The sequence below is a fragment of the Propioniciclava sp. LT294 genome (genome assembly GCF_059516005.1).
In genome coordinates, this window is the sequence record NZ_JCAKNG010000007.1 from 82,216 (window position 1) to 93,864 (window position 11,649).

At 70.0% G+C, this 11,649-nt stretch carries 7 protein-coding genes; 4 read left to right on the top strand and 3 right to left on the bottom strand.

Features of this window, described 5'->3' with window-relative positions; all coding sequences use genetic code 11:
• Nucleotides 1–12: 12 nt before the first annotated feature.
• Complete coding sequence (locus tag AC5YDA_RS10645; protein WP_496192968.1) at nucleotides 13–2,817, bottom strand: peptidoglycan recognition protein family protein; 2,805 nt, start codon at nucleotides 2,815–2,817, stop codon at nucleotides 13–15.
• Between the two features lie 200 nt (nucleotides 2,818–3,017).
• On the opposite strand from AC5YDA_RS10645, the gene typA reads away from it, so the two are divergent.
• From typA to AC5YDA_RS10660, 3 genes are all read left to right on the top strand, one after another.
• A complete protein-coding gene (typA, locus tag AC5YDA_RS10650; protein ID WP_496188389.1) occupies nucleotides 3,018–4,880 on the top strand; it encodes a translational GTPase TypA in 1,863 nt (620 codons plus the stop codon).
• A 105-nt stretch (nucleotides 4,881–4,985) separates the two neighbouring features.
• Nucleotides 4,986–5,984, top strand: a complete 999-nt coding sequence (gene rfbB / locus AC5YDA_RS10655) for a dTDP-glucose 4,6-dehydratase (protein WP_496192969.1) — start codon at nucleotides 4,986–4,988, stop codon at nucleotides 5,982–5,984.
• A gap of 2 nt (nucleotides 5,985–5,986) precedes the next feature.
• Complete coding sequence (locus tag AC5YDA_RS10660) at nucleotides 5,987–7,369, top strand: sugar nucleotide-binding protein (protein ID WP_496193018.1); 1,383 nt, start codon at nucleotides 5,987–5,989, stop codon at nucleotides 7,367–7,369.
• Here AC5YDA_RS10660 and AC5YDA_RS10665 read toward each other — a convergent pair.
• Together AC5YDA_RS10665 and otsB are read right to left on the bottom strand one after the other, a co-directional pair.
• The gene (locus tag AC5YDA_RS10665; RefSeq protein ID WP_496192970.1) at nucleotides 7,357–9,303 is read right to left on the bottom strand and encodes an acyl-CoA dehydrogenase family protein; all 1,947 of its coding nucleotides are present in this window, start codon (nucleotides 9,301–9,303) and stop codon (nucleotides 7,357–7,359) included. The two genes, AC5YDA_RS10660 and AC5YDA_RS10665, sit on opposite strands and share 13 nt — an antisense overlap.
• Entirely contained in the window at nucleotides 9,300–10,157 is an 858-nt protein-coding gene (gene otsB / locus AC5YDA_RS10670) for a trehalose-phosphatase (protein WP_496192971.1), read from the bottom strand. Before otsB ends, AC5YDA_RS10665 begins: the two co-directional genes overlap by 4 nt.
• A 62-nt stretch (nucleotides 10,158–10,219) precedes the next feature.
• On the opposite strand from otsB, the gene AC5YDA_RS10675 reads away from it, so the two are divergent.
• Nucleotides 10,220–11,641 carry an alpha,alpha-trehalose-phosphate synthase (UDP-forming) gene (locus AC5YDA_RS10675; protein ID WP_496192972.1) on the top strand — a complete coding sequence of 474 codons (1,422 nt, stop codon included), beginning with the start codon at nucleotides 10,220–10,222 and terminating at the stop codon, nucleotides 11,639–11,641.
• Nucleotides 11,642–11,649: the final 8 nt, after the last annotated feature.

The window sequence follows — 11,649 nt, forward strand, 5'->3', positions numbered from 1 at the left end:
TTCTTGGTGCGCTCAGGCGAGCGGAGCGTAGCCCACCAGCGTCTTCGCGCCGTATCCCCAGGACTTCAGGGTGGCGTCGGAGATCTCGTCCTGCCGGATGGTGACCCACTCATTGTCCTTCGGATGGAACCAGCGGTTCACGGCGACGCGGCCCGAACCCCCCGTGGTCCAGAGGTGGAACTGGAACGTCTTGATGGTGTAGCCGTAACGGACCATCGTCGCATCCGGCGTGCCCGAGGCGGGCATGTCGACCCAGTCGTGGTCCTTGGGGTGCCACCAGCGATAGACCGCCACCATCCCCGTTCCACCGGTGAGGGAAGCCCGGTACTGGGGGTCCGACCCGATGGTGTATCCCCACGACCTCAACTGCGCGGCGGACGGTTGACCCGATGCCTCGGGAATCGTCACCCAGTCCTTGTCGATGGGCGTGAACCAGCGACGGACGACCACCGTCGACGGTGCCAACACCGACGGAGTCGGCGTCGGGCTCACCATCGGAGTCGGGGTGGGAGTCGGCGCCGGAGTGGACGTAGGAGTCGGGGTGGGGGATGCCACGCCGGTAAAGGCCTTCGACCAGGAAGTCGTGCCCGTCAGCGCGTAGCCGACCTGGGGCGTGGCGGTCACGGTCACCGTGCCCAGCGCGGGATAGGTCCCCGGTCCCTGAACGGTGCCATTCACCGCGTAGGCGACCCCGGGGGTCGAGGGCACCGTGTAGGTATCGTCGGCGGTCCCCCATGTGTCCTTGAAGGAAACGACCCCGGGACCGGTTGCCGGCGCCCACAGGATGGCCAGGTTGGCATAGGGCTTGGAGAACCAACCGTTCCCGGCGTCCACGACCGGGCCCTTCTCGGCGCCGGTCGCCGCTGCACCGAGCGCGTTGGCCTTGGCCCAGATGGCGCCCCACTGCGGCGTCACGGTGGAAGCGGGCTCGGGCAGCGCCGCGGTCCATGAGGACGGAGCGGTCGGGAACCACGTGCTCAGCAGCCGGTAGAAATTGCGGTTGCCGTAGGCCGAGCACGCGTCTCCCGCGCCGGACACGGCGTTGATCGCAGCAGCGTTGGCCGTGAACGGCGTGTAGGTGTAGAGGCCGGCCGTGGCCTGGTTCTCGACGACGAAGGTCGCCGAGCCGCAGCTCGGTTCCGGGCTGTAGCGCACGGTCTGGGGAGTCCCATTGGCCTTGACCGGGTAGGCCCCGGGGTTGGCCTTGTACTTCTGGAACTTCTCGGCCGCGCCGTAGACCTGACCGAAGAAGCTCGCCAGCCCCGCGTCGCAGGCCATGAAGTCGGGGCACCCCGCGCCCGTGGCCTTGGAGTACATCGTGGCGGTCGGCCTGCTGGCCCCCACCAGGCCGGACTCCTTCTGGATCAGCACAAGCATCACCTCGGGATTGATGCCGCACACCTGCCCGACTTGGGTGATCACGCCCGCGGCGTCCGTCTCACCGCCGGGCAGGGCCGCGCAGTACTGCGTCGCCGGGGTCGCAGGGATCGTGACCACGTAGTCCTTGAGGCAGGGGGTGCCGTCCGCGCCGGGCACGCAGGTGCTCCCCTTGGCCGCGATGAAGTCACGGGCTTCCTGCTCGGTTAGCCCTGCGCCGTCGAAGAAGCGCTCGTCCGAGATCAGGTTGCCGGGACGGTAGCCCTCGAGGCCGGTGTTGGGGTACTTCGTCGCGAGGTAGTTCACGACCTTCGTCTTGATGGTCGAGAACTGCGCGTAGACGTACCGGCCGGGGCAGGCGGTCGCGTTCTCGTCGCGGTGGCCGGAAAGGGCGTTGAGCGTGATGTCCCCACCGTCTTGGCCGCCCGAACCCCAGGTCTTGCTGTTCGGGTCGACGCCATGGATCCGGAACTTCCAGGCGATGACCTTGCTGACCGTGTCGAGGGCGGCGGCCGATGGCTGGACGGTCTCGTAGTCGCCCATGATCGAGATGCCGAAGACGCGGTTGTTCGTGATGCCCCAAGCGTGACCACCCGCGATGGCCTTGTCCACGCCCCCACCCCGGCCCTCCCACGCACGCCCGAACTTGTCGACGAGGACGTTGTAGGCCATGTCGTTCCAGTCCCGCGTGTCCATGTGGAACGCCTGGATGGAGCGAAGAATCGCAGGCACCTGGTCAGCCGTGTAGTTGTTGGTGCCGGCCGTGTGGTGGATCATCGCGCCCGTCACGATGCCCTTGGTGTACTCGTACTTGGGCGGCCGGGCACCCCAGGAGGAGCGGCTTCGGATCTCCGGGTCCGTCCAAGCGAGGTCGGAGGTGGTGGTATCCGCAGCGACCGTCGCGGAGGTGGACAGGGCCAGTGTCGCGGTCATGGGGGTCGCGGAGAGGGTGGCGACCTGCACGGACCCCGCTCCGCTCACGACGATCGGCTCGGTGGAGAGGGGCGCTGTCGCCGTCTCGGACGACGTGTCCATCTCCAAGGCGGTCCACGCCTCGGGGGTTCCGGCGTCCACCTGGCGCACGTAGACGGCCACGTCGTCCGCGACGGGCTGGTCGAACGTCACGCCGACGACGCCGACGTCCTCGGAAAGCGCCATCTCGGCGAACTGCACGACCGCACCGGACGCCGCAGCGGCCACGTCCGGGGTGGCGCTCGGCAACGACGACGCGGTGGCCTTCCCGCCCGGGCGCGGGACCGTCTTTCCCTCGCCGGGCAGTCCCAGCTTGGCGTTCGTCCGGGCCAGCTTCTGGGTGGCGGTGTGAGCCTTCTGGTTGGCGTGCACGTTCGGCGCGGCCTGGGCCGGCAACGCAGCCAGCGGCGACAGCAGCAACAGGAAGGTCGTGAGTGCAACAACGAAGCTGCGAGGCTGGCGAGACATGGGCATCCCCGGAATCATGTGGAGTGGGCAGGGCCAGTCCAACCCATTTCAACGGTCGAGGCAAACGACGTTAGCCCAGACGTGGAGGACTGGTTGAGAGTTGCCCCACACGCCCCCGCCGCCGGACTCGGTTTCCGCCAGCCGCGCGGATGCGCGTAGCATGAATCGTCAATCCCCACCGACGATCTGAGAGATCTCGTATGCCCACACGCGCCGACCTGCGCAACGTCGCCATCATCGCCCACGTCGACCACGGCAAGACCACCCTGGTGGACGCCATGCTCTGGCAGTCCGGTGCCTTCCGCGAGAACCAGGACGTGGAGAACCGTGTCATGGACTCCATGGACCTCGAGCGCGAGAAGGGCATCACCATCCTCGCGAAGAACACCGCCGTGACGCACACGATGGCCGACGGCCAGCGTGTCACGATCAACATCATCGACACTCCCGGCCACGCCGACTTCGGAGGCGAGGTCGAGCGCGGCCTGGAGATGGTCGACGGTGTCGTGCTGCTGGTGGACGCGTCCGAGGGCCCCCTCCCCCAGACCCGCTTCGTCCTGCGCAAGGCCTTGGCCAAGCACCTGCCGATCATCGTGGTCATCAACAAGGTCGACCGAGCGGACGCCCGCATCAGCGAGGTCATCGACGAGGTGTACGCCCTCTTCATGGACCTGGTCGAGGACGACGAGGCCGACAAGCTCGACTTCCCGATCGTGTTCGCCGCCGCCAAGGCCGGCCGAGCCTCCCTCAACCAGCCGGCCGACGCCACCATGCCCGACTCGGAGAACCTCGAGCCGCTGTTCGAGGTCATCCTGGAGTCCATCCCCGCACCGACCTACACCGAGGGCGCCCCCCTCCAGGCGCTGGTGACCAACCTCGACTCCTCGCCCTACCTCGGCCGCCTCGCGCTGTGCCGCATCGTGGAGGGCACCCTGAAGCGCGGCCAGGCCGTGGCGTGGATGCGCCGCGACGGCTCCGTCCAGACCCTCAAGCTGTCCGAGCTGCTCATCACCAACGCGCTCGAGCGCGTCCCGGCGGAGTCGGCCGGGCCCGGTGACATCGTGGCGATCGCGGGCATCCCCGAGATCACCATCGGCGAGACGCTCGCGGATCCGGCCAACCCGGTGGCGTTGCCGCTGATCCACGTCGACGAGCCGTCGATCTCCATGACCATCGGCATCAACACCTCGCCGCTGGCCGGCAAGTCGGGCAAGAAGCTCACCGCCCGCCTGGTGAAGGCCCGCCTGGACCAAGAGCTGGTCGGCAACGTGTCGATCAGGGTCAACAACACCGACCGTCCCGACACCTGGGAGGTGCAGGGGCGAGGCGAGCTCCAACTCGCCATCCTGGTCGAGATGATGCGCCGCGAGGGCTTCGAACTCACCGTCGGCAAGCCGGAGGTGCTCGTCCGCACGATCGACGGGAAGGTGCAGGAGCCCGTGGAGAAGCTGACCGTCGACGTTCCCGAGGAGCACCTCGGCACCGTCGCGCAGCTCATGGGCACCCGCAAGGGCCGCATGGAGTCGATGACCAACCACGGCACCGGGTGGGTCCGCCTCGAATTCACCGTCCCGGCGCGCGGCCTGATCGGATTCCGCACCGAGTTCCTGACCCAGACCCGCGGCACCGGCATCATGAACCACGTGTTCGAGGGCTACGAGCCCTGGCACGGCGAGATCCTCACCCGCACCACCGGTTCGCTGGTCGCCGATCGGATGGGCACGGTCACCTCCTACGCCCTGTTCAACCTGCAGGAGCGCGGCACGATGTTCGTCGCCCCCGGCGAGGAGACCTATGAGGGCATGATCGTCGGCGAGAACGCGCGTCCGGACGACATGGACGTCAACCCGACCAAGGAGAAGCACCTCACCAACGTGCGTTCCTCCACCGGTGATGAACTGGAGCGCCTCATCCCGGCGACGAAGTTCTCCCTCGAGCAGGCCCTCGAGTTCTGCCGCGCCGACGAGTGCCTCGAGGTGACGCCGGCGACCGTCCGCATGCGCAAGATGATCCTCGTCGGACACGAGCGGGCCAAGGCCCGCAGCCGCGCCAAGAACGCCTGAGCCGCGGTCCGGGTGGGTCAGCCGACCCACCCGGACTCGAGCAGGACCAGAAAGCAGGAACCGTAAAGGCGTCGGCCCCGATGGTCCGTCGCTAGGGTGACGCGCGTGGCTCATCACCTCGTGACCGGCGGTGCCGGCTTCATCGGCAGCAACTTCGTCCGGACCCTCGTCCAGGACACCGACCACAGCGCGACGGTGCTGGACAAGCTCACCTACGCGGGGCGGCGCGAGTCACTGGACGGGCTACCCGCCGACCGCGTCGACCTGGTCGTCGGTGACATCTGCGACGCCGACCTGGTCTCCCGCCTGGTCGGAAAGTCGGACGTCGTCGTCCACTTCGCCGCCGAGTCGCACAACGACAACTCCCTCAACGACCCCAGCCCGTTCATCGACACGAACCTCGTCGGAACCTTCACGCTGCTGGAGGCCGTCCGCAAGCACGACGTCCGCTACCACCACATCTCCACCGACGAGGTGTACGGCGACCTGGAGCTCGACGACCCCGAGCGCTTCCACGAGACGACCCCGTACAACCCCAGCTCGCCGTACTCCTCGACCAAGGCCGGCTCGGACCTGCTGGTGCGCGCCTGGGTGCGCTCCTTCGGCGTCCGGGCCACGATCAGCAACTGCTCCAACAACTACGGCCCGCGCCAGCACGTGGAGAAGTTCATCCCCCGGCAGATCACCAACCTGATCGACGGCATCCGCCCCAAGCTGTACGGGGCCGGACTGAACGTCCGCGACTGGATCCACGTCGACGACCACAACACCGCCGTCCTGCGGATCATCGACTCCGGCCGCATCGGCGAGACCTACCTGATCGGCGCCGACGGCGAGATGGACAACAGGTCGGTGGTCGAGATGATCCTGGGCCTCATGGGCCACCCGACCGACGCCTACGACCACGTCAACGACCGCCCCGGCCACGACCTGCGCTACGCCATCGACTCCACCAAGCTCCGCACCGAGCTGGGCTGGACGCCGCGCTACACCGCGTTCTCCGACGGCCTGGCCGCCACGATCGACTGGTACCGCGCCAACGAGGACTGGTGGCATCCCATGAAGGAGGCCACCGAGGCCAAGTACGCCAAGACGGGTCAGTGACCGTGGCCGACCTCGCCGTCCGGACCACGCCGATCCCCGGCCTGCTCGTCATCGACCTGCCCCTGCACGGGGACTCCCGCGGTTGGTTCAAGGAGAACTGGCAGCGCGAGAAGATGCTCGCCCTCGGCCTGCCCGACTTCGGACCCGTCCAGAACAACATGTCGTACAACGCCGAACCGGGCGTGACCCGCGGCCTGCACGCCGAGCCCTGGGACAAGTTGATCAGCCTCGCCCACGGACGCATCCTGGGTGCCTGGGTGGACCTGCGCCCCGGAGCCACGTTCGGCACGACCTTCACGCTCGAGATGGGCACCGACAAGGCCGTCTTCGTGCCGCGCGGCGTCGCGAACGGCTACCAGGCCCTCGAGGCCGACACCACCTACTCCTACCTCGTGAACGAGCACTGGTCCGCCGAGGCGAAGGCGTCCTACACGTTCGTGCACCTCGCAGACGAGACGGCGGCCATCGACTGGCCGATCCCCCTGCCGGAGGCGATCATCTCCGAGGCCGACCGGAACCATCCCCGCCTGGCCGACGTCACACCGATGAAGCCCCGCACCACCGTCATCGTCGGCGCCGGTGGCCAGCTGGGCCTGGCGCTGCAGAAGCTCTTCCCCGAGGCCGTGGCGCTGGGCCACGCCGACCTCGACATCACGGACGCCGCGGCCGTCCGCGCCCACTCCTGGCAGGGCGTGGGGACCATCATCAACGCCGCCGCCTGGACAGCGGTTGACGCCGCCGAGACCGACGAGGGACGTCGCGGCGCGTGGGCGGTCAACGTCGGCGCGGTGCAGAACCTCGTCGAGGTGGCCCGGGCGAACCGGATCACGCTGGTCCACGTCTCCAGCGACTACGTGTTCGACGGCGCGGTCGAGGAGCACTCCGAGGAGGAGCCGTTCAGCCCGCTGGGCGTCTACGGCGTCACCAAGGCCGCCGCCGACGCGCTGGTCGCCAGCCTGCCCGACCACTACATCGTCCGCACCAGCTGGGTGATCGGCGAGGGCGGCAACTTCGTCCGGACGATGGCCTCGCTCGCCGCGCGCGGCATCGCACCGTCCGTCGTCGACGACCAGTTCGGACGCCTGACGTTCACGTCCACGCCGGCCGAGGCCATCGCGCACTTGGTCGACACCCGGCCCCCCGCCGGAACCTACAACGTGACCAACGACGGCCCGGTGATGTCCTGGTTCGAGATCGCTCGGCGCGTCTTCGAACTCACGGGGGCGAACGCCGACGACGTCTCACCCCAGAGCACCGAGGACTTCGCGGCGGGCAAGGTCGTCTCGCCCCGCCCGCGCCACAGCGCCCTGCTCCTGGACCGGATCAAGGCGACCGGGTTCACCCCGCGCGACGCGGACGAGGCGCTGGTCGACTACCTGGCCTGACCCACGGCGTCCGCCCGCCGGGGCAACCGGCGGCGGACATCGGGCCGCGTCGAAGGTCCGGGCTGCCACGGGCCGACCCACGGGAGCGTCGACGCGACCAGCCGCACCCCCTCCTCCAACCGCGTGAAGTGACCGTCGAGGATCTTCTTGGCGAGCTGGCGGTCAGCCGCGTCGGTGTTGTGCCACAGGGCTGTGAACAGCGCCTCGGCCCGGACGCGCGCCTGGCCGCAGAACGCGTCGGCCAGCTCGATCCCCTCGGGGTGGGTCTCGCGTTCGGCCTTCGCCCGGACGCAGGCGGCGGCCATCGCGTACAGCTCGGCTCCGATGTCGACGGCTCGGCCGAGGAACACCTGGCGGTGCTCCAGCCGACCCTGCCAGCGGGCCATGCCGGCGAAGAGGTTCCGCGCCAGTCGGCGCGACGCGCGCTCCACCCACCGCAGGTGGCCGGCGAGCTCCCCGAACTCGGCGTACGAACCGGGCCTGTCCCCCGCACCGATGGCCAGGGTGGGCAGCCAGCCGGCGTAGAACGCGGCCGCGCGGGCCGCGGCGCGCGCCTTGGCCTCCGTGCTGGACTGGGGATCGATGAGGTCACCCGCGATCGAGAGGTGGGTGTCCACCGCCTCCCGGGCGATGAAGAGGTGCATGATCTCGCTGGAGCCCTCGAAGATCCGTTCGATGCGCAGGTCGCGCAGGACCTGCTCGACCTCGGCCGGACGCTCACCGCGCGCCTCGAGTGAATCGGCCGTCTCGTAGCCGCGGCCGCCCCGGATCTGGACGACCTCGTCCGCGACCCTCCAGGCGAGCTCGGACCCGTACAGCTTGGCCAGGGCGGCCTCGATGCGGATGTCGTTGCGGTCGTCGTCGGCCAGCAGGCAGGACAGGTCGAGCATCGACTCCAGGCCGTAGGTGGACGCCGCCACGAACGCGAGCTTGCTCGCGATCGCCTCGTGGTCGCCGATCCTGCGGCCCCACTGGACGCGCTCGGCCGACCAGCCGCGCGCCACGTTCAGGCACCACTTGGCGGCGCCGACGCACAGCGCCGGGAGCGACAGGCGTCCGACGTTCAGCGTGGCCAGGGCGATCTTGAGCCCCCGCCCGACGCCGAGCAGGACGTTCTCGGCAGGCACGTCGACGTCATGGAGGCGCACGACCGCGTTCTCAAGACCCCGCAGGCCCATGAACGCGTTGCGGGACTCGACCGTGATGCCCGGGGAGTCCGCCTCGACGATGAAGGCCGTGATGCCGCCCTTGTTCCCTTCGGACGCCGGCACCCGCGCCATCACGACGAACAGCCCGGCCACGGTGCCGTTGGTGCCCCACAGCTTGACGCCGTTCAGGCGGTAGCCGCCGTCCGGGAGCGGTTCGGCCGTCGAGCCGAGCCGTGCCGGGTCGGAGCCCACGTCCGGTTCGGTGAGCAGGAACGCCGACACCTCGCCGGCCGCCACGCGCGGCAGGAACCGGCGCTGCTGCTCCGGGGTGCCGAACATGTGGACCGGCTGCGGCACGCCGATGGACTGGTGTGCGCTCAGCAGGGCCCCCACCGACGGGTTGGCGGTGCCGAACAGGGCCAGCGCCTTGCTGTAGTAGAAGCTCGTGAGCCCGACCCCGCCGTACTCGGTCGGGACCTTCATGCCGAAGGCGCCGAGCGCGGCCAGTTCGCTGAACACCTCATCGGGGATCATCGCCTCGCGCTCGATGAGGCGGCCGTCGATGCCCTCGGCCACCGGGCGCGCCCGAGCCAGGAACGCCTCACCCCGAGCGCGATCCTCGGGCGTGGGCGTCGGCCACGGATCGATCAGGTCGAGCCGCAGGCGTCCGAGGAAGAGCTCCTTGCCGAAACTGGGCTTGGTCCACGTCTGCTCTCGGGCGGCTTCGGCCACCTTGCGCGAATCCTGCGCGCTGGGGCCGGAGGGACGGGGGGACTGTGTGGTCATGGCGCCTCCTTGCGCGGAACCGATGGATCATGATAGATCCGATCGCCTGCCAGCGCACGGAACAGGGCGGCGACCCCGGGCGGGCCGGGCACCACGACGTCGGCCAGCCCGACGAGGGCGTCCTGCTCGGTGGAGCCCGAGCAGACGAGCAGGCCGTCGACCACGCCGCGACCCCGCAGGTCACGAACCGCCTCGAAGGCGGGCACGTCCCCGAGGTCGTCGCCGGCGTACACCACCGTCCTCGCACGCGATTCCCCGACCAGGCGGCGCACGGCACCGCCCTTGTCCTGGCCGGACGCCCGCAGCTCGAGGACGTACCGGCCCGGCTGTACCTCCAGCCCGTGCCGTGCGGCCAGGTCGGCCAGCGGCTCGCGGAGTCGCTCGAGGGCGGCTGCAGGGTGCGCCAGTTCGCGGGTGTGGACGCCCAGCGACAGGCGCTTGTCCTCCACGCGCGCCCCGGTCAGGCCCACCTCCTCCAGCAGGGCAGGGAGCTCGGCGGCCGCGGCGGCGATCGTGGGCGGCGCGTCCGGTTCGGTGTACTCCCCCGTCGCGGCGTCCCAGCGTTCGCAGCCGTAGAGGCCGAGCACGGTCAGTGCCCGCAACCCGGCCCGCTCGTGCAGCCGACCCAGCCGGACGACGGTGCGCGCGGGGCGTCCGGTCACCACCGCCACCTTCCCCACGCGCGCACCGATGAGGCCCAGCGCGTCCATCACGTCCTCGGACGCCCATGCGGCTTCGGGGTCGTCGACGATGGGCGCCAACACGCCGTCGAAGTCCGTGCAGACGAGCGTGGAGCGCGGGTCCGCGACGACGGCGGACCAGGCCGCACGGCCCGGCGCGGTGGGAATGTGCATGGCGTCTCCCCTCGTCAATGGAGAGGCTACGGGTTACGGTGGGGAATCGGGAGGTGTGGCCCATGGACGAACACCCACCCACCGCGGGCCGGTCACCCACGGCGTCCTTCGTCGTGGTCGCGAACCGGCTCGCCGTGGAACGCACTGTCGACAGGGAAGGCCGCGCGACGTGGCGGACCTCACCCGGCGGGCTCGTCACGGCCCTGACCCCCCTCATGCGCGCCCGGGGTGGCGCCTGGGTCGGGTGGCACGGAGTGGCCGACGACGAGGTCGAGCCGTGGCGCCACGACGGCATCGACATGGTCGCGGTCCCCCTGTCGGCCGAGGACGTCTCGCACTACTACGAGGGGATGGCCAACACGACGCTGTGGCCGCTCTACCACGACTCCGTCGCCCCACCCGAGTACCACCGGGCGTGGTGGGACGACTACGTCCACGTGAATCGGCGCTTCGCCGAGGCCGCCGCCCGAGCCGCCGACCCCGGAGGGACGGTGTGGGTGCAGGACTACCAGCTGCAACTCGTTCCGCACCTGTTGCGCGACCTCCGTCCCGACCTGCGCATCGGCTTCTTCCTCCACATCCCGTTCCCGCCGCCCGAACTGTTCGACCAGCTGCCCTGGGGCGAGGACATCCTCCGCGGCCTCGCCGGCGCGGACGTCGTGGGCTTCCAGGTGCCGGGCGGCGCGCGGAACTTCCTGCGCCTCATGCGGAGCCGCCTCGGCTGGGCCACCGACGAGGAGTCGTTCGGGCGACCGGACGGCACCCGCGGGCGGGCGGGCGCCTACCCCATCTCCATCGACGCGCGTGGTTTCGAGGCTCTGGCCAACCGCCCGGACGTGGTGGCCAGGGCCCACGAGATCCGCGCCGGACTGAGGGCCCGGACGATGTTCCTGGGCGTCGACCGACTCGATTACACCAAGGGCCTCCACCAGCGGGTCCGCGCCTTCGGCGAGTTGTTCACCGAGGGTGCGCTGCACACCGGCGACTCCGTCTTCGTGCAGGTCGCGACCCCGTCCCGGCAGCGGGTCCGGGAGTACCGGCGCCTCCGGGACGACATCGAACTCCAGGTCGGCCGCATCAACGGCGCCCTCGGCCGCATCGGCCACGCCCCGATCACCTACCTGCACACCGGCTTCGGTCGCGAGGAGATGGCCGCGCTGTACCGCGCTGCGGACGTGATGGTGGTCACGTCCCTGCGGGACGGCATGAACCTCGTCGCCAAGGAGTTCGTCGCCTGCCGGAGCCGTGCCGACGGAGCGTTGGTGCTCAGCCAGTTCGCGGGGGCCGCCCGGGAACTGCGGCAGGCCTGGCTGGTCAACCCCCACGACATCGAGGCGCTCAAGCGGGGGATCCTGGGTGCGGCACGGGCGTCGGACGACGAGAAGCGCCGTCGCATGAGGGCCCTGCGCCGGCAGGTCTTCGACCACGACGTCGACCGGTGGGCGGACTCCTTCCTGGGTGACCTGCACGCCGCGCGGCCCTAGGCTGGGGC

Bases quoted from the DNA above. Each gene is read 5' to 3' on its own strand.
- AC5YDA_RS10645 (WP_496192968.1), bottom strand. From the start codon at position 2,817: ATGTCTCGCCAGCCTCGCAGCTTCGTTGTTGCACTCACGACCTTCCTG.
- typA (WP_496188389.1), top strand. From the start codon at position 3,018: ATGCCCACACGCGCCGACCTGCGCAACGTCGCCATCATCGCCCACGTC.
- AC5YDA_RS10665 (WP_496192970.1), bottom strand. From the start codon at position 9,303: ATGACCACACAGTCCCCCCGTCCCTCCGGCCCCAGCGCGCAGGATTCG.
- otsB (WP_496192971.1), bottom strand. From the start codon at position 10,157: ATGCACATTCCCACCGCGCCGGGCCGTGCGGCCTGGTCCGCCGTCGTC.
- AC5YDA_RS10675 (WP_496192972.1), top strand. From the start codon at position 10,220: ATGGACGAACACCCACCCACCGCGGGCCGGTCACCCACGGCGTCCTTC.